16 protein-coding genes and 1 riboswitch are annotated in these 17,661 nt (G+C 68.9%); of the genes, 9 read left to right on the top strand and 7 right to left on the bottom strand.

The window, feature by feature from the left end; translation table 11 throughout:
- Positions 1-160: 160 nt before the first annotated feature.
- The gene (locus G9V96_RS10535; RefSeq protein WP_168582984.1) at positions 161-1,408 is read left to right on the top strand and encodes a DUF418 domain-containing protein; all 1,248 of its coding nucleotides are present in this window, start codon (positions 161-163) and stop codon (positions 1,406-1,408) included.
- A 48-nt stretch (positions 1,409-1,456) separates the two neighbouring features.
- Entirely contained in the window at positions 1,457-3,139 is a 1,683-nt protein-coding gene (locus G9V96_RS10530; RefSeq protein ID WP_210424385.1) for a phytoene desaturase family protein, read from the top strand.
- A gap of 77 nt (positions 3,140-3,216) precedes the next feature.
- Here the strand turns inward: G9V96_RS10530 and G9V96_RS10525 are convergent, their stop codons facing one another.
- Positions 3,217-3,657 (bottom strand): SRPBCC family protein, encoded by a 441-nt coding sequence (locus tag G9V96_RS10525; RefSeq protein ID WP_168582983.1) that lies wholly within the window; start codon positions 3,655-3,657, stop codon positions 3,217-3,219.
- Between the two features lie 222 nt (positions 3,658-3,879).
- Between G9V96_RS10525 and G9V96_RS10520 the strand changes: the two genes are divergently transcribed.
- On the top strand, positions 3,880-4,935 hold the full coding sequence (locus G9V96_RS10520) for a glycoside hydrolase family 26 protein (RefSeq protein ID WP_168582982.1): 1,056 nt from the start codon (positions 3,880-3,882) through the stop codon (positions 4,933-4,935).
- A gap of 13 nt (positions 4,936-4,948) precedes the next feature.
- Here G9V96_RS10520 and G9V96_RS10515 read toward each other — a convergent pair whose 3' ends face one another.
- From G9V96_RS10515 to G9V96_RS10500, 4 genes are all read right to left on the bottom strand, one after another.
- Positions 4,949-5,383, bottom strand: coding sequence for a hypothetical protein (locus tag G9V96_RS10515; RefSeq protein WP_168582981.1), 435 nt, complete (start codon positions 5,381-5,383; stop codon positions 4,949-4,951).
- Between the two features lie 76 nt (positions 5,384-5,459).
- Complete coding sequence (locus G9V96_RS10510) at positions 5,460-5,909, bottom strand: hypothetical protein (protein WP_168582980.1); 450 nt, start codon at positions 5,907-5,909, stop codon at positions 5,460-5,462.
- 129 nt (positions 5,910-6,038) lie between these two features.
- A complete protein-coding gene (locus G9V96_RS10505; RefSeq protein ID WP_226913273.1) occupies positions 6,039-7,229 on the bottom strand; it encodes a MinD/ParA family ATP-binding protein in 1,191 nt (396 codons plus the stop codon).
- Positions 7,230-7,264: 35 nt separating this feature from the next.
- Entirely contained in the window at positions 7,265-7,720 is a 456-nt protein-coding gene (locus tag G9V96_RS10500; protein ID WP_168582979.1) for a WhiB family transcriptional regulator, read from the bottom strand.
- 525 nt (positions 7,721-8,245) lie between these two features.
- On the opposite strand from G9V96_RS10500, the gene G9V96_RS10495 reads away from it, so the two are divergent.
- From G9V96_RS10495 to G9V96_RS10480, 4 genes are all read left to right on the top strand, one after another.
- Positions 8,246-8,707 carry a helix-turn-helix transcriptional regulator gene (locus G9V96_RS10495; protein WP_168582978.1) on the top strand — a complete coding sequence of 154 codons (462 nt, stop codon included), beginning with the start codon at positions 8,246-8,248 and terminating at the stop codon, positions 8,705-8,707.
- Positions 8,708-8,940: 233 nt separating this feature from the next.
- The gene (locus tag G9V96_RS10490) at positions 8,941-11,862 is read left to right on the top strand and encodes a glycoside hydrolase family 26 protein (RefSeq protein ID WP_168582977.1); all 2,922 of its coding nucleotides are present in this window, start codon (positions 8,941-8,943) and stop codon (positions 11,860-11,862) included.
- A 3-nt stretch (positions 11,863-11,865) separates the two neighbouring features.
- Positions 11,866-13,641, top strand: a complete 1,776-nt coding sequence (locus tag G9V96_RS10485; RefSeq protein ID WP_168582976.1) for a hypothetical protein — start codon at positions 11,866-11,868, stop codon at positions 13,639-13,641.
- Positions 13,642-13,752: 111 nt separating this feature from the next.
- Positions 13,753-14,166: a hypothetical protein gene (locus G9V96_RS10480; protein WP_168582975.1), complete on the top strand. Its 414-nt coding sequence runs from the start codon at positions 13,753-13,755 to the stop codon at positions 14,164-14,166.
- Between the two features lie 5 nt (positions 14,167-14,171).
- On the opposite strand, the gene G9V96_RS10475 is transcribed toward G9V96_RS10480, so the two are convergent.
- Positions 14,172-15,068, bottom strand: coding sequence for an AraC family transcriptional regulator (locus G9V96_RS10475; RefSeq protein ID WP_168582974.1), 897 nt, complete (start codon positions 15,066-15,068; stop codon positions 14,172-14,174).
- Between the two features lie 147 nt (positions 15,069-15,215).
- The gene (locus G9V96_RS10470) at positions 15,216-16,112 is read right to left on the bottom strand and encodes a LysR family transcriptional regulator (RefSeq protein WP_168582973.1); all 897 of its coding nucleotides are present in this window, start codon (positions 16,110-16,112) and stop codon (positions 15,216-15,218) included.
- Positions 16,113-16,326: 214 nt separating this feature from the next.
- On the opposite strand from G9V96_RS10470, the gene G9V96_RS10465 reads away from it, so the two are divergent.
- Positions 16,327-16,530 (top strand): hypothetical protein, encoded by a 204-nt coding sequence (locus tag G9V96_RS10465; RefSeq protein ID WP_168582972.1) that lies wholly within the window; start codon positions 16,327-16,329, stop codon positions 16,528-16,530.
- A gap of 122 nt (positions 16,531-16,652) precedes the next feature.
- Positions 16,653-17,450, top strand: a complete 798-nt coding sequence (locus tag G9V96_RS10460; protein WP_226913272.1) for a glycerophosphodiester phosphodiesterase — start codon at positions 16,653-16,655, stop codon at positions 17,448-17,450.
- 42 nt (positions 17,451-17,492) lie between these two features.
- Positions 17,493-17,600, top strand: a riboswitch (SAM riboswitch).
- Positions 17,601-17,661 lie beyond the last annotated feature (61 nt).

The following is a 17,661-nucleotide window of genomic DNA, read 5'->3' as shown; positions in this document are numbered from 1 at the left end:
AGGTGACTCCCCCTGGTACTTTGCCCCCAGCGGGGATGGTGATACGGCATACCAGCCAGAATAGGGGACCAACCTGGGGCCGGTGGAGCCAGCGCCTGCCGCCCCGCTGCTACCCGACCCGAACAACGGCAATGACCGGTCACGACGCGATGGGAATCAGATGGACAGTTCCTTATCCGGTGACCGGGCCATCCCCTCCCGGCTGCGCACTCCGGACTTGGCCCGCGGCATGATGCTGCTGCTCATCGCGTGGGCCAACATCCCTGCGTTCCTGTGGCGCACCGCACCGGACCCCTTCACCGGACACCCGGCGCCGCAATCGCGCTGGGACGTCATCGTCCAATTCGCCACGATCACCGCCATCGACATGCGGGTGTACCCGATGTTCGCCTTCCTGCTCGGATACGGAATGGTGCAGTTCGTCCAGGCCCGCCTGTGCCGCGGCCTGCCATTGCCGGAGGCGATGCGGCGGCTACGGCTACGGCACCTGTGCCTGATGCTGTTCGGGCTGGCACACGCGGCCCTGCTGTTCACCGGCGACGTCTTGGCTACGTACGGATTGTGCGCGTTGATCCTGGTGGCGCTGCTGTTCCGGCACTCAGACCGGGTGGTCATCGGGTGCGTGGCGCTGCTTGTGACAGGCCTGCTTGGGCTCACCGTGTTCGCGGTGGGCACCGACAGCTTTGTCCAGGCAGCCCAGGCCGAGACAGCGGGTGCGGGCGGCACGCCGTCCCCCATGAGCCTGCTGCCGGCCGGGGTCAGCGAATCGAGCTATCTGGCCTCCATCGGGCCGCGGCTGTTGTTCTGGCTGTTCGCCACGGTGATCAGCGCCCTGTTCTTCGTCATCCCGGGCAGCGTCCTGCTCGGCTGGTTGGCGGCCCGGCATCGGATTCTGGAACGGCCGCACGCGCACCTGCGGTTGTTATGGGCCACGGCTGTCTTCGGCGGCGGACTCGGCGTGCTCGGCGCCCTGCCGATGGCGGCACACCTGGCCGGGTTCATCCTGCTTCCGGAGACCCTGAAGTCCGGTTACGGAATGGTCCAGATGAGTACCGGGCTGTTCGGCGGCCTCGGTTACGTCGCGATCTTCGCCCTGCTCGGGCACTACGTGGTGGGGCCAGATTCCCGGCTGGGGTGGGCGGTGCAGGCGTTGGGGCGCCGGTCGTTGTCGGGCTATCTGGCCCAATCGGTGATCTTGGCACCACTGATGAGCGCCTGGGGTCTGGGATTGGGCCGGGACCTCAGCAGTGCACCGGCAGCAGTCATCGCGTTTCTGACCTGGCTGTCGACCCTGGCCGGGGCCGCCGCGCTTGAGGCGCGGGGGCGCCGCGGTCCGGCCGAATACCTGCTTCGGCGGCTCGTCGACGGGCCCGCAGCCACCCCCGTTCGGGTCGTTGCCCAACCCTGATCGCCCGCACGGGATGCCGAGGTGGGCCCTAACCCCCACGATGGACACATGGCCCTGCGCAACATCCTCCGATCTCCCGCCCGCCCGCCGCTGGCGAGCGTGCCCACGCAGACTGTGGACGCCGTGGTCGTGGGTGGTGGCCATCACGGACTGGTCACCGCCGCCGTCCTGGCGGACGCCGGATGGGACGTGCTCCTGTTCGAAGGTCAGGACGAGGTCGGTGGCGCCGTCGGCTCTCGCGATGTGGACGGCTGGATCATGGACACCCACAGCGCCTGCCACCCGCTTGCCGTCGCCTCACCGGTGCTGCGCGCGCTGGAACTGGGCGACCACGGGTTGGAATGGGCCAGCGCCGAGCGGGTCTTGGCTCACGTCGGCCAACCCGGCGACGAGCGGGGAGCCGCGTTGTTCACCGACCCCGAGTTGACGGCCCAACGCCTGGCCGAGGACCATCCCGAAGACGGGCAGACCTGGCTGCGCCTGGTCCAGGACTGGCAACGGCTGCGCGACCCCCTGCTGGAGGCCATCCTCACCCAGTGGCCGCCGGTCTCGGCCTCGGCGAAGGTGCTCGCCCGAGTAGGCGCCGGCGCGCTGCCGGACTTCGTCCGGTTCCTGCTGCTGCCCGCCCACCGCATGGGCGAGGAGCTCTTCCGGGGGCAGGCCGGGCGCGAACTGATCGCCGGAAACGCGATGCACGCCGATATCCCCCTCGAAGCACCGGTGAGCGGCATGTTCGGCTGGCTGATGACGATGCTCGCCCAAGACGCCGGCTTCCCCTCCCCCAAGGGCGGCACCCGGGAACTGGCGTTGGCCCTCAAACGTCGCGCGCAGGCCGCCGGGGCGCAGATCCACACCGGGGTCGCGGTGCAGCGGATCACCGTGCAGGGCAACACCGTGCACGGGGTGGTGACCAGCGATGGGCAGCGCATCCGGGCCCGGCGCGCCGTCATCGCCGACACCAGCGCCCCCGACCTCTACGGTCGGCTCCTACCGGCCAAGAGCGTCCCGGCCGGACTGTCCGCCCGAATGGAGCGTTTCCTGTGGGACCTGCCCACTCTCAAACTCAACTACCGGCTCAGTGCCCCGATGCCGTGGACGGCGGAGGCGGCTCGCGGGGCGGGCGTGGTGCATGTAGGTCAGGACGTGCCGGGGTTGGTTACCTGGGCCGCCGAGTTGGGTGCTCGTAAGATTCCGCAGCGCCCGTTCGCGCTGGTGGGGCAGATGTCGACGATCGACCCGAGCCGCTCACCGGCGGGCAGCGAAGCGTTGTGGCTCTACACCCACCTGCCGCGCGAACAACCCAGCGCCGAAAACGCCGCCCGGCTCACCGACGCCAGCGAAACCATGCTGGATGCGTTCGCTCCCGGTTGGCGGGATCTGGTCATCGACCGTTGGGACCAGACGCCGGCAGACCTGGAGGCCGGCGACCCCAACCTCGGCCAGGGCGGCGTCGGGGGCGGTACCCAGCAACTCTTCCAGCAAGCGTTGTGGCGGCCGGTCACCGGGTTGGGCGGGCCGCGCACCCACATCGAGGGGCTCTATCTGGGTAGCGCCGCCATCCATCCCGGCGGCGGCGTGCACGGCGGCTGCGGTTACCTCGCGGCTCGCGCTGCGCTGGCGGATCAGAGCTGGTGGGGCCGCCCGGTCAAGCAGCTGTCCCTGGCCGCGTTGCATCACCTCTATGCCGACGATCGCCGACTGCCGCCCGGCTTGGGCTCACCTGGCCGCTGAAGCCGCCCGCCCCGGCCTCTGTTCTGGCTCGGGGCGGACGAGCGGTCGCGGGCGCGCCTGGCCGGCGCGCCGCGATATCAAGGGGTGCTTTGGCGCTCGGCCAGCAGCAGCAGACGCTTCAAGGTCTCGACGTTGCGCGGCCCGATCGCGGCCTGCCGGGCCGGCTTGGGCATGAGCTTGGCCGGACCCGCGGAGGCGTCTTCGCGCATCTGCACCATCGTGCCCTGGCCTTGCGGGCTCAGTTCGATCTCTACCCAGGCTTTGCCGTAGGGACGGGCCTTGGCGATCAGGACGATCCGGCGACCTGGCTCACATTCCTGCACCACCGTCTCGTCGTTCAGCAGAAGCGGCCAGGTGCCGACGGAGTGATGGATCCGGCTGCCCACCGCGGGCCATTCCGACTCGACAGCGCGCATCCGGGATGCTCCGACCACCCACGACGGGTAGCTCCACCCGTCGGCGATGACGCTCCAAACCTGTTCCGGCGTAGCGCTCGTGCTGCGGCGAACGGTGATCATGGTGACTCCGAAAACCAGTAGAGGGTGGCGACTCAGGCATCTATCAGCCTGGCGGCTCTATACCCCCATGTCGGGTTCTCCACGCCTGAGCGCCAGCGTCCGTGGATCGGGCTGGGCTGCGCATCCATCCCGAGGTCGGCGCAGCCGTTGCCACCGTTCGCGTAAACTCCGCCGAGGGGGCGTGACCGAAGGGGGCCTCCACCAGAACTCAGAGGGGAATTCATGTCCGTCCGACGTCGCGCACGCAGCAGCGTGGTGGTGGTGGCCACACTCGCTCTGGCCGGGCTCCTGGGAGCATGCAGCGCACCGGCCACGCCGCCGGAACCCAGCGCCAGCACCACCTCGACACCGACTCCCACCCAAGGCCCGCCCGGGCACGGCATGTCCAGCGGGTTGAAGTGGGACAGCGGCGTCTTCACTCACGACGCGGACTACTCCAAGGCGTTCGCGCAGATGCGCCAGGCCCCGCTGGACGTTTTGGGGGTAGCCCCGACCCGTGACAGCTGGCAGCAGATTCACGGCACCTGGTGGCTTTCGCCCTCGACCATCCCCGAAGGTTTCACCGGCAAGCTCAACGTCGCGGTCCCACTCTTCCCGGAAGACGGTTCGATGGAAGAGGCCGCTGCCGGTAATTACAACGAGCAGTGGATCAAGCTCGGCCAACTCATCGCCGAACGGTATCCGGACTCCTACGTACGTCCCGGCTGGGAGATGAACATCAACAACTGGCATTGGTCTGCCAACCCGGACAACGTGGAGCAGTTCAAGCAGGCTTTCCGCCACGCGGCACAGTCCCTGCGCAAGGGTGGCCCCGAGTTGCGCATCGTCTTCAACGTCAACGAGGGCAAGGGCAACAGCCTGCCGGACGCGACGATGGCCTACCCCGGCGATGACGTCGTGGACATCATCGGGATCGACGCCTACGACTGGAACCCCCCGTACAACGAGGCGACCTGGCAGAAGCACAAGACCCAGCCCGGCGGCTGGGACTTCTGGGGCCAGTTCGCCCGCGATCACGGCAAGATGTTCTCGGTACCAGAGTGGGGCGTCATCGCCGGCAGCCCCGATTCCGGGGGCGACAACCCTGCCTACATCACCGCGGTCATGGGCTGGATGCGGGACAACGCCGACATCATGGCCTTCGACACCTACTTCGACGAGCGGGAGGAATACTGCCGCTGTTCGCTGTCGCAGAACCCGAAGGCGCAGCAGGCCTACCAGGAGCACCTCAAGAACTGGTGGACCAAGCCCGAGGCCGCTGCGAGCAGCAGCAAGTGAGTTCGGGCGGGTCTCAGCGCCGCTGACGCAGATGGCCGGCAGCGCGAAGGCGCTGCTGAACCTCTTCCGGGTTCTGGGGGGCGCCTCCGGCATAGGCGACGAGCATTTCTTCCAGCACCGCCGTCAGCGGCACCCCTTCCATCTCGGCGCGGGCGTGCGCAATGGCCATCGCCCGGGCCGGCAGCCGGAACACCGCCGCCTTCTTCGGGGAGGAGTCGGCAGGCAACTCCTGCGGGACACCGCTTCGTTGACCGGTGGTCTTGGGTTGGCCCGCGAGTTCCACCCGCCGCCGCCGGCGGGCTACCCCGAGCGCTTCAGCATCGGTGATCGGTCCTCGGTCAGGTACCCACGGCAACGGTTTGAGCTCTCCGGGGAGCGCATCTTCATGTCGCGGCTCCCGAACGCCTGCGTCCGAACATGCGGCTATCTGCTTAGCCGGGTCGGACATGGGCGCTCCTCATCTCGCGGGGGGTCATCTCAGCGGTCGTCGAAGGACCGCGCGGCCCCCCGACGCCGCCCTCACCCTAACGGACGGCCCCAGACCACGAGATGCCATCCACCACCGGCACCAGGCAGGCGGCGGCCAGGCCTCGAATGACCCTGTCGAGCAGGGCCTCGACAGCTTCCACGTCACAGCTGGACAGCTGCGCATCATGAGGGGCGATCAGCAGCAGCACGTTCCGGTCGCCCAGCGCCGTCTGGCGCCAGTCCGCCGGCGCACCCTCCCCCAGCGTGATCCAGGGAACAGGGCCCAGCGGCGCCAGTCGGGTGATCACCAGTGCCTGCGGGCACAGGCTCAACTCAACCGTGCCCGAAGCGTCCGGCAGGTCAACCTGATCCTCGTCGCGGCCGCTGGTGAAACCGCGACCGCACAGGTGCTCCAGCACCGAGTCTCCCAGCGGCGACGGCTGCTGGATCGTCAGGCCGAGGACGGCCAGCCCGTCTGGAGCCGAACCGAAAATGGCTCGTGACACGCTGATTTCGCCTGTCCGCAACCTCACCGATGTCATCACGCTGGATCTCCCCCCGAAGTGCGTTCACCACATGTTACTGAACAGTTGTCAAAGACTGCCGAGCGATGTGGCGAACGCCTCAGAAGGCCCTCAACGCCCCTGGAAACGACGGGTGTCGAACCGGCGCGTGATGGCGGCCGCGATATCCAGGTAGGCCTCCTGAGTCTTGGGTTGCAACGCTTCCCACTCGATAAGGGCACCGTCAGCCACGTGCGGGTCGGCCGGCACCACGATCACGTCGGCGGCCCGCGACAAGTACGACATCACCGCCTCTTTGTTGACGGCAGAGCTGACGATGTCCTTGGCGGTCAGCACCACGATGCTCGACTTGGCCAGGCTCTCGAACCCGTGATCCAGCAGCCATTCGATGGTTTCCCCAGCCCGTTTGGCGCCGGTGATGGACCACGCGGCCGGGATGACGGCGGTGTCCGCAAAGCGCAGCACCCCCTCCATGAGCGGGTGCGTGACCCCCGTGCCGCAGTCCACCTGCACGAACGAGTAGTACTGCTGTACGACGCGCATCACTCGTTCGAAATCGTCGGCGCTGATCGAATCGCCGAGGATGGGGTTGGGCTCGCCGGGCAGCACCGTCAGCCGGCCGGTGGTGGCCGTGTAGCGCGAGAGCGCTTCCAAGCTGTCGATCTGGTCGATGTGCGCGGCCAGGGCTGCGATGCCGGAGAGTCGGCCGCCCAGCAGCCGCTCGGCCAAGTCCCCGGCATCAGGGTTGGCATCGATTGCGAAGACCGGGTCAGGTCGCAGATCCGACAGGGCGATCGAGGTCGCTGCGGTCGTGGAAGTTTTGCTGATACCTCCCTTGAGGCAGAAGAACGCGGTCACATGGCGTCCGCGCAGCTGCGTGGCGATCTGGCGTTCGCGTTCGCGCACCTTCTCTTCCTTGGCACTGATCCCGGGGTTCCACAGCCCGCCGGTGACCCCGTAGGCCAAGGCTCGCCACCCGCTGCGCGGCCGGGGGCTGCTGGGGCGGATCATCGGCTCATCCACGATGTGCGTGGGCTCGGCCTGCCAAGCGCGCTCTTCGGCGCTGCGGGCGCGGGCGGGCTGCCCGGTCTGGGACTGGCCTACTCCGGTGGGGGCGACCGTACCGGCGGCAGGGGCCGGTTCTTGCACCGGGACCTGCTCGACCGGGGCCGGGGGACGCGCACGCACCTGCCCCGGGTTCACCCCCAGGTGGGCGCGGGCGGCATCGGGAGCCGGGCGCGGGTTGGCTGTCTTGACTGGGATGGGCTCTGCCCACCCCCGCGGTGCGGATGGATCAGACACGGCGCCCCCTATGGACGATGGATGACGGGTGGAACTCATGAGGCCCGGGCACGTTCGCGCCTGCGGGCGGCGGCGTTGTGCGAACGGCATTCATCGCAGCGGCAGCCGCGACGGTAGCAAGCCAGGCTCCCCTCGCCTCTGGCATGACGCGGGGAACGCCCATCCTGGTCCAACTCTTCTCTGCGAGCCAGGCGCAGGCCCGGGAACATCCGGCGACGCTCGCGAGTGGTGGTGCCGCCGCGATAACCGACGTCGTTCATCCGAACGGCATCGAGCAGGCATGCGGCTGCGACAGGGCAGGAGGCGCAGATCGCTGCCAGGGCAGGCGGCACTCGATCAGCCTCCTGCTCTGGGGTCCAGTCCGCTGGAGCAAGCCCGAGCAGCGGCGAGCTGCACGCAGGCGCCTTATCGAGGTTGCGCACAGACGCCACCCTGGTGGCCTCGAGAACCCCGACGTCGGGTGGAGACGAACCGGCCAACTGACTCTCCATTCACTGAGGGAAACGACCGGAAGTCTTTAGTTGAACGCTGCCAACGTCAAGGCGAGAAAGCACGAAAACCTCTCTTTGAGACGCGATACACAACCGCCGGTTATAACAGTCAGAGGCAGCCCAAATAACACGAGGCAGGCCAGAAATATCCTGAATTTATTGCCGAATGTAGTGAATTGGGCACATCGAGCTGCACAGATCTGGGCGAAAGGCGGTCCGTTCAACGGCCAACCATGCGAGGAGACGGAATTCACGTGATGTTCTTCCGGGAGCGACCCCAACCGGCCCGCTAAGCAACCGTGTAGCCACTCGACTCAGGCAAGTGTCTACACAGTGTCCGCTCGAGGGTACGACTGGGCATGGCCCGCCAGCTTTCGGCACGGGTCCGGCGGCGATGTGCACGCGGGGTCGGCACGAGCGCACCGGTGAATTCCGACAAACCCGCGCGGTGCAGGCGCCTCGCCGCGGGCGTGGCCCCACGGCCACGTAGGCTTTTCCCGGACACCGAGGGAAAGAGTTGCCGACGTGACAGATGAGATCACCCCGACACCCTCCCCCCTGGACGAGCAGCCACCCGGGCTGTGTACCGCGGAGCAGATCGCGGCCCGGCTCGCGGCGCTGACCAGCAAGAAGCGTGTGCCCGCCTCGACGATCCGAGCGATGTCGAGCCGCGGACAGATGCCCGCCCCGGTGCAGCAGCGCTGGCGGCGCCGGGCGCTATGGGATGTCGAAGAGATCGAGCGCTGGCTGAGCGAACGGGAAAGCCGCGAAGTCCCACGCGATCTCGTTCGACGCATCCAACGCCGACTGAGCGCACTCGACGAGGCAGCGCACCGCAGCGGCAACGACGCCCGGCTCAAACAGGGTGTTCGGGATGCGCGACGCCGCGGGTTGAGCTTTCAGCAGATCGCCGATGCCATCACCACCAAAGACGGTCACCACCCGACCCGGGAAGCCGTTCGCACCCGTTTTCGGCCTTACTTGTAAGCACCAACTCGCTGCACGCACCCCCCACCCAACGCCGCCGAACCTCACCTTTGCTTCGGTCCCAACCCCACTCCGGGGGTGCCGATGATCGAGCCCCAGCAGCGATTGCCGCTGTGGGCGAGGACTTCTCGCGCGGAACTCCTCGTCTGTCCACAGACCCCGTGTGGGTCGACAATCCGCAGGTAGGGTGCGTGTATAGACACTTTCGTATCCATCCTCCTCGAGGATTTCCTGTGACTTACACCCCTCAACACCGCCGTCCCACCCCTCGATCCCACCGCAGTCAGCAGGTTCTGGGCGCGACCTTGACCTTGCTGGTTGCGGCCGCTCCAGGCGGCGCGCATGCCGAACCCGCACCGCAGGCATGGGCTGCTGCGGCACCGAACGTCGCCGCGGACAACGCAGACCTGGGCGCAGCCCAGCAGAGCGAGCCGGCGGTCGCGAACGAAGCTGACCGCGCCGAGGTTGAGATGCCACCGCAGACTGCTGCTGAGCCCGCCCCCGACAACCCGCCGCCTGTTACGGCCTCCCAGGCTGCGCCCGCGGAGGCTGCGAGCAGCAACCCGGTTGCTGCCGACCCAGTCCTCACTGGGCCTGCACCCGTCCAGGCCGCTGCCCCGGCACCCACCGAAGCCGGTGCATCGATGCCCACCGGCTCCGTCCCTGCCGAGGAGCCCCCGGTCGAGCCCGTCCCCGTGCCCACTGGCCAGGTGAGCGCCCCGCCCCTGCCGTCCGGCCCGAGGCAGCCCCACCCGGTCACAGCCACTGCTGCAGCCGATTCCCCCACCGACGCGCCGGCAGTGAACTCGCCGGCGGAGCATGGGGCGTCCGAACCGGCACCGACCGGCACGCCTGCGTCCCGGCAGCCGTACTCCGCTGCGACCGCCCCGGCCCGCGCGGACCTCGGCTCGGCGGACTCGGCGCACAGTGCTGCGCCGACAATCACTGTGCCTGCTCGTGACGAAGTCACCCTGTTCATCCCACCGCCCTCACCAGGGGAAGCGGGAGAAACGGCCGAAACCAAAGCGGTATCTCACAAGCCGAAGACGCCAGGACCGAACGCCCCCGGCACCCAGGTCGGGGCTACCGGGCCGGTCAGCCCGAAACCAGCAGCCCCGCCCGTTCCCGGGGTCGGCGTTCCGGCGACGAGCCCAGACCTCGGCAGGCCCGCCGCGCCGTCCAGGCTGTGGGCATCGCTGGAGCAAGCTACTCCCGCGGTAACCGCCCCTGCCGAGACCGCTCCGGCGACCCCGATGGACCCGGCAGCGCCGCTAAGCCCGTCCGCTCCGGTCCACACGACCGGGCCGGGCGCACTCTCGAGCCGCCCCAAGCTGCCCGGGGCGCGTTTCCCGAACCTGGGCAAGCCCCGTCAAGGGGCACCCAGACCCGCCGAGACCACCCCGACAGCAGTAAGCACCGCGGCACCCGCACCGGCACCGGCACCGACACCGACACCCGCACCGGCTAGCACCGCCGAGGAGAAGAAGTCGGGGCCGCTCGGCCCCGAGGCCACCGACAGACCCGCGGACACCCCACATGGAACCGGCAAACCCGAGCAGCCCACATCCGGCACCGCCAGCCCGAGCGAGGACAGCCTGGGCGAGCGCATCCTGCGCGATCTGCAACGCATCCTGGGCACGCCGCACGACCGGCCCACCGCGACTGCGACCCCCTCGCGTCCCCAGCGTGCCGCCACGAGCGCGCCTGAGCGCTCCACGACGCCGCCGAAGAAGAAGCCCGCCTCGGGCAAAGCGACGAAGAAGGCCCCTGCCCGTCCCGATTCCCCCTCCGAGCACGACTCCGGGCGCCCCTTCGGGCACGACGCCGGGACTGCTAAGCCGGCGCCGCCGGTTCAGCCCACCCAGCAGGTGTCCGAGGGCCACTCCAACGACCGCCCCTCCACGCCGGTGACACCGCCGCGATCCACGCCCACGACCTCAACGGCGCCCGCAGACCCGCCCGCGCCGCCCAAGGCCACCTCGCACCACCCTTCCCTGCCTTGGCTGCCATCTGCCACCCCGACCTGGGCGCCGACCTCACCGAGCCAGCCGTTCACCGGCTCGCCTTCCGAGGGCGCCGCGCCGCAGACCGTAATCACGCAGCATCCGACCGAATTGCCGAGCGCTTCGGCCTCGACGACCCGGCGCCCACCCGAGATGCCGCAGCGCGGCACAACCCGGGTCGGGTCGCGCAAACTGGCGCTGCCCCTGGTGAGCAACCCCATGACCTCCGAACGGGTGGCCGGTCCGGGACGACCCGCCCCCGGTGGGGTGAGCACCCCCTCGCTACCGCCGCCCTCGGGTTCGCCGGCTTCCACCGTTGCCCTCTACCCGGATGTGCCCTCCCCGCGAGCCGGCTCGACCTGGGCCAGCGGCACCCACCTGCGGGTCGACTCACCCGCCGCTGCCCCCGGACGCCCCAACGATGTCGTCGTGGCCACCGTCCAGGCTCCCTCCTGGGATTCCCTCAGGCAGGCCGAGGTCGTTGATCGCCTCCCCACCGCCCGCGGGCGCGCTGTCATCTCGGCGCCGCTCCTGCCCGAGCACGGTGCCTCGCTGCAGCAGTGCGTCAACGGTGAGTACGACCAGGCGTGGGACTCTTTCGCGGCCCGCATCGCCGCCGCCGGCATCCAGTCACCCGTTGTCGAAATCGGCGCCGGGATGAACGTCGAGGGACGCCCCTTCAGCGCCGACCCCGCCGCCTTCGCCAGTTGCTATCGCCGCGCGGCGGGCGCGGTGAAGAAGGCCCTCCCGCAGGCGCAACTGCAGTGGACGGTAAGCCTGGGTTCGCGGGCGGGGATGCCCCAGGACAGCGTGCTTCGGGCCTGGCCGGGCGCGGACGTCGTCGACGTGGTGGGAGTGCAAGCCCTGGACATCCAGCCGTGGGCGCAGCAGGTCAACGGTGACTTCGGTCTCAATTACTGGGCCGGCTTCGCGGCGCGCAACGGCAAGAGGATCGCTGTGTCGCAGTGGGGCATTCACCCTTCTGTGCCCACCTCCCTGGCCAACGCAGCCTATGTCCAGAACATGCACGACTGGCTGGCCCGCACCGCCGAGAAGGGCGCGTTGGCCTACGACGCCTACACCGCTCCGGCCTACGCCCAGGGCCGCCCGGCCGATGAGGCCTACCGTGCGCTGTTCCACCGGAGCCACTGACAGGTGCGCCGAACACCTCGCCCCGAGGCGGGCAGCGCTGCGCAGCGCCCCGTCGTTGCGGTCGCCTTCGAAATCAACGGCAGCGGCGAAGAACAAGCCTTCATCGGCGGCGAGCGAGTGGTGCCGATGCTCGGGGAGAGCCCCCGTGAGGCGGCGTTGCGGATCATCGCAGGCCGATGCGCCAAGCTGGCGACCCAAGGCGGCGGCGTGGATCCGATTCCGGTGGCCGCGCGCGGTGTCTCCGGTGCCGTGCTGCATCTGCTCGTCCACCCGGACGGGCACGTGGATGTAGTCGGCGAGGATCCGCCGAAGCCGGATGAGTTCGGTGTCTGGCCCGATGCGGAAACCCCGGGCGGGGGGCGCTACGCGCCGGCTCCTGCCTTCACGGTGCCGCAGCAGGTTCCGGTGGGCCCGACCGCGCTGGACCCCTCGGCGCTGACCGAGGGCGCCGAGGCAGTCCCGCCTGCGTCCACCTCTCGGCGCCCAGCTCGCAGACTCCCGAGACCGACCGCCAGCACTGATCCCGCCGTCCCGATCCCCAGCAGCGACTCAGCTGGCGGCGACGGGCTCGCTGGGGGCATCGGCACCGCCCGCACTGGCGGGCCGGTCTTGTTGTCCCGGCTGCGAGCGCGGGTCGGCACCCGCAGCGACCTCGGCCACGGGTTACACACCACGATGACGGTGCTGCTCGTGGTCACCATCGTGGTGATCGCTGCGCTTGCCGTTCTGAGCTCCACCGGAAACAAGGCCAGCCCGCAACACCCGCTGCTCACCGGGGAACAAGCCGCCTTCCCCGAAGCGGCGCCGGTAGGTTTCTCCGGCGCTGCCCGCTGGGCCGCCGGGCCGCTAGATCCGGAGGCCGGCGCTGCGGTGACGGACAAGGACAGCGTCGCCTTCGTCACCACCGATCGCCAGCTCGTGTTGGCCGACGCCGTCGACGGGCGCGCCCGTTGGTCGGCCCGGCTACCCCAGGGGCGCATCTCCGGCGGTCTGCACCGCACCCATATCGAGCGGGCTGACGTGCTGGCGGTGCGGGTCGGTGATCGCCTGTTGTGGTGGTCCTTCAACGACGGCGAGCCGGGCGGGATTGATCTGCCCCCTGGCGCCGGCCTCAGCTATCACGGCCATTCGCCGCTGGTAGGTCTGGACGCCAGCACCGTGGCTGCTGTCACCGCCCAGGGGTTGCAACGCACCGCGGTGCCCGCCGGGGCTTACCCCTTGGCGGTGCGCGCTGATGGTCGGATCACTGCTGCCTCCCCAAAGGGGTGGTGGCACCTGCAGCCGGGGACACCCCCCGGCCTTCCCGGGACGTGGGAACGCACCGAACCGGTGGGGGCCCCGACCAAGGTCAGCGGCTACGGCGGCTCCTCGATCATCACCGTGCACCCACCCGATGACACCGAACGACCCCACCTCGTCGTGCACACCGACCGAGACGGGGAGGTGCTCGTCAGTTTTCGGGCCCCCTATGTGCCCACCGGCCAGGACGCCTGGATTCCCTCCCCCAGCGGCACCTGGGGAATCCTGGGCCGCACCCTGGTCGACATCGAGAACGGGAGGGTGGCTGACCTGGGCCAATGGCGCACGGTACACGTCGGCGACGACCGCGCCGTCGGCATCATCGACGGTGAAGCCGTGGTGGCCGGCCCGGCGATCGAACGCGGAGTCCTGGCGACCGATGCCTTCCCCGAAGCGGTGACCTCAGCCGGGGCCGTCGTGCGGCGCGACAGCGACCAGGGCCAGATGATCCATCTGCTCCCGCCGACCCAGGAGCGCTAGGGGGACGCCGCGTCGTGAGGTCATCGAAGTGTCTACGATGACCTGGACGAGCGACCCAGGCGTACGCCTGCGTCGGACACCGCGGTTGTAGGAGAGGGTTGCAGAAGATCCATGCGCGAGCCCATCGACGCAGAGACGATGCACGAGGCACGCGAGGTCGCTGCGGACCTCATCGAATTACCGCACCCGTTCGAGGCTGCGGCCACCCGTGAGGTGAACGAGGCTGACGAGGTCTCGGCGCTGGCCTCGCGGATCGTGCACGAGAGCCCACGCGGTTTCAACCCCAGCGAACCATCGCGGCCGGTCTGGGTGGTGGAGCATTTCGCCCCTGGCGAGGAAGGCCAGCGGCTCTCCCTGACCGGGTGGTGCTGGTTCGCTACCGAGCCTGCGGCGATGTCAGCAGCCCGGAACTGCGACGACACGACTGTGGTGCACCAGATCCCGGTGCCGCGCTCGGTGCGTAGCAGCGAGGTCGAAGCGCACCTGGCTAACCACTACCGCCAGGCCCCTCGCCCCGTCGAGTAGCGGGCTCAGGCCTGCGCGCTGGTCGACGAGCCACCCAGGCGATAGCGCGCCGGGGAACACCCGTAGCGACGCACAAAAGCTGCGGAGAATCGGAACGGATCTGTGAACCCGACCTCGCGCGCGATGGCGGTTACGGTCTTGTCGGTGTTCTCCAACAGCTCGGCCGCCACGTTGAGCCGCCATTGCGCCAGGTAGGTCAGCGGCGGCTGCCCCACCAGAGCATGGAAGCGGGAGGCGACGCTGACCCGGGTGCAGCCGACCTGCTCGGCAAGCTCGTGAATCGTCCAGGGGTGAGCGACGTCGTCATGCATCAGACTCAGCACCGGACCGATGATCGGATCCCATGCGGCCCGCAGCCAGGCCTGCCCGCGCGCCGGGGATGACTCGCACCACTCCCGCAAGGCCTCCACGAGCACCAGGTCGAGCAGGCGCCGCAACACCGAACGTTGCGCGAGGGTGATCTGGGAGGCCTCGTTGACCAGCATGGGCAGCAGTTGCGGCTCCCATGAGGCGGCCGACAGGTAGATGCAGGACGGCAGATCGGCGCTGAGCGCGGCCCCGTTCTCCGGGAAGGTCGAGTATTGGCCGGCGATGATCCGGGTGGGCCCCTGCAGCGAGCTACCTGTGACGCTCAAGGCTGCGCACTCGGCCATCCTGGTCGGTGGCCGAGGATCGTTGCCGATCGCGTAGGAAGTGCGGTGCAACAGGACCAGGTCACCTTTGGTGAGGGCCACCGGGTTCGAGCCGGGCACGTGACACCAGGCCTGACCCGCGGCGACTACCACGGCGACCAGCCTGGCTCCAGCCCCGCCGGTGAGCGCCCATGGCGCGGTGAACCGGGCGTTCACCACCTCGTGGCGGTCGTTGTGTCCGTCGTTGAGGAGTTGACTCAGGGGGTCCACAGGCTCAACCTAGACCGCGCAGCAGATCGGCGCGCGTTACTGCTCCGTAGCCAAAACCGAGGTTGGCAGGGACGCTCAGTCTGCGCGGGCGCTCCTGATCGGCGGCGCCAGTCAGGCTGATCCACTGAGGAATTGGTGACTTCGTCCTCACAGCAGCAGGGTGCGCATGGCTTCCACGATGTGCGCGACGGCGGGTCGGCGACTGGAGGACTCGCGAGAGAGCGCGAAGATACGACGCGAAGGCGCCTCGCCCTCGATGGGCACCAGGCGCACCGTATCCGGCAGTTCCACCAGGCCCAGACGCGGCATCAGCCCGACACACAGCCCGGCCGAGGTTAGCGCCACCTGAGCAGGCGCTTCATCTACTCGAAAATCAATGCGGGGACGCCCGCGCACCCGCCCCATCCGATTGATGAGCCAAGCGCGGAAGAAGCCTTCGCGGTCGTCTGCCACCCAGATGTCGTCGACCAGGTCGCTCACGCTGATCGATTCCTGATCTGCCAGCCGATGCCCGACCGGCAGCAGCAGGTCGACGGGGTCCTCAAGCAACACGGTGACCTCGAGCCCCGCCGAGAACGAGGGGGTCATGTGCGTCCAGGCGTCCACCACCGCCACGTCGACGTGCCCGGCCACCACTGCGTCGTGGCCACGGTCGGGGAACATCTCGTGCACGCGAACCCGCAGGTTCGGTGCGCTCACTCGGAGCTCACCCAGCACCGGGGCCACCAGGGCTTGGATTGCGCTGGGGAAGGAGGCGACCCGCAGGGTGCCGGTGAGGTCGTCGCGCAGGGCGTCCAGGCGGGCTTGGGCTCGTTCGGTGACGCCGTCGATTTGTCGTGCCGCGTCGACCAGCACCAGCGCCGCGTCGGTCAGCACCACCCCGCGCCCTGCCCGTTCCAGCAGCAGAGCGCCGACCTCGCGTTCGAGCTTGCCGATCTGCTGGCTTACGGCCGAGGCCGTCATGCCCAGTTCGAAGGCGGCGTCGATGACGCTGCCGTGCACGTGGACGGCATAGAGGCACTGCAGGCGCCGGGGATCGAACATGTAGTAAATCTACACGGTAAACGCCATTTTTTTTCATTTGTGCTTACTAATCGCAGCACGCATAATGGAATCAGCGCAGGTCGCGGGGGTAGCAGTTCGAAGGAACGCACCGCCCAACCAGCGCATCGTCCGACCCACAGAGAACGCTGACACCGCCGTCGCACTCGTGGCGCCGCGTCTGCGGCTTCCAGATTTCAACCGAGGGGGTACACCCATGTTCGCTGCCATCATCATCTCCGTTTTCGCCGCCGTGACCATCCTGGCCGCAGTGGGTTTCTCCCTGCGGTCCGAAGCCGGCCAGACCGGCTGGACGCTTCGTAGCGCCGTTGACGACATGCGCTACGCCGGCTCCGTGCTCGGCGCCGGTGAGCACTACCGCCTCGGCGGCATGGCTCGCAACCACATGACGACCCGCTGAGCTGAGCTTTCTCACTGGTTGTCACCCCTCTTCACGTATGAAGGGCGTCCCGCAAGGGGCGCCCTTTGTCGTGTCTGGAGCCGGGTCCAGCGCAGCGAGGCTGTCTCTGCGACGATCAGCCCATGGCCCACCGGATGCCGCCTGATTCCTACTTCGCTGATCCGCCGTTGGCTTTCGCCCATCGCGGCGGCGCGACTTATCCGCCCAACCTGGGCCGGGAAAACACCTTGGCGGCATTCCAGGCCGCGCTCGAACTCGGTATAACCCATCTGGAGACCGACGTGCACGCCACGGCAGACGGTCACCTGGTGGCGCTGCACGATGAGCGGCTGGATCGGGTCAGTGATCGCAGCGGCGCCGTCGCCGATCTGACCCTGCACGAGGTGCGCCAGGCCCGGATCGGCGGGGAACCCATTCCCACCTTGGCCGAAGTCCTGGCCCTGCCCGCCTTCATCAACATCGACATCAAGGCACCCCGGGCGGTCAGACCTCTGGTGGCCCTGCTCCGCGAGATGGATGCGGGTCAGCGGGTGTGCGTCGGGTCCTTCTCCGACCGCTCCCTGTGGCGCTTCCGGGCATTGACCCGGGGTCGGGTTCCCACCGCAGCGGGACGCTTGGGAGTGGTCGCAAACAGGCTGCTGCCCGCGGCGATCACCCGCCTGGTGCATTCTCCGGCCCGCGCCTACCAAGTTCCCCACCGGCTGCCGGTGGGCCCGTTCACCTTCACCGTGGTCACCCCCGCCTTCATCCGTAACGCCCATCGCGACGGGGCGCAGGTCCATGTGTGGACCATCGATGACCCGCAGCAGATGCATGAGTTGCTCGACCTCGGCGTCGACGGCATCGTCTCCGATCGCCCAGATCTTCTTGCCCAGGTTCTCGCCGAACGTGCTGGCGGTCACACCGACCCGCGGGACTGACTGCCGAACAGCCCCCGGCCAGGGCTGCGGTACCGTTGTCGGCATCCATCCAGACCGGCTGAGGGACAGGCCCAGCGACGCCGGGGCAGCCTACCTATCCAGGTAAGGTGCCAACTCCTGCGGCGGGCTCTGCCCACCGGAAGATGGTCGCGCGATGCTGAGGCGTCGCCCGGTGCGTCCAGGGGTTCGGCCAGGCTGTCGGCCCCTGCGA

The organism is Gephyromycinifex aptenodytis, assembly GCF_012277275.1.
Taxonomy (GTDB): domain Bacteria; phylum Actinomycetota; class Actinomycetes; order Actinomycetales; family Dermatophilaceae; genus Gephyromycinifex; species Gephyromycinifex aptenodytis.
This window is presented reverse-complemented; position numbering and strand designations above follow the sequence as displayed.

Excerpts from the sequence above, each read along its gene's own strand:
- G9V96_RS10535 (WP_168582984.1), top strand. The coding sequence starts at position 161 with ATGGACAGTTCCTTATCCGGTGACCGGGCCATCCCCTCCCGGCTGCGC.
- G9V96_RS10530 (WP_210424385.1), top strand. The coding sequence starts at position 1,457 with ATGGCCCTGCGCAACATCCTCCGATCTCCCGCCCGCCCGCCGCTGGCG.
- G9V96_RS10525 (WP_168582983.1), bottom strand. The coding sequence starts at position 3,657 with ATGATCACCGTTCGCCGCAGCACGAGCGCTACGCCGGAACAGGTTTGG.
- G9V96_RS10520 (WP_168582982.1), top strand. The coding sequence starts at position 3,880 with ATGTCCGTCCGACGTCGCGCACGCAGCAGCGTGGTGGTGGTGGCCACA.
- G9V96_RS10515 (WP_168582981.1), bottom strand. The coding sequence starts at position 5,383 with ATGTCCGACCCGGCTAAGCAGATAGCCGCATGTTCGGACGCAGGCGTT.
- G9V96_RS10500 (WP_168582979.1), bottom strand. The coding sequence starts at position 7,720 with ATGGAGAGTCAGTTGGCCGGTTCGTCTCCACCCGACGTCGGGGTTCTC.
- G9V96_RS10480 (WP_168582975.1), top strand. The coding sequence starts at position 13,753 with ATGCGCGAGCCCATCGACGCAGAGACGATGCACGAGGCACGCGAGGTC.
- G9V96_RS10470 (WP_168582973.1), bottom strand. The coding sequence starts at position 16,112 with ATGTTCGATCCCCGGCGCCTGCAGTGCCTCTATGCCGTCCACGTGCAC.
- G9V96_RS10465 (WP_168582972.1), top strand. The coding sequence starts at position 16,327 with ATGTTCGCTGCCATCATCATCTCCGTTTTCGCCGCCGTGACCATCCTG.
- G9V96_RS10460 (WP_226913272.1), top strand. The coding sequence starts at position 16,653 with ATGGCCCACCGGATGCCGCCTGATTCCTACTTCGCTGATCCGCCGTTG.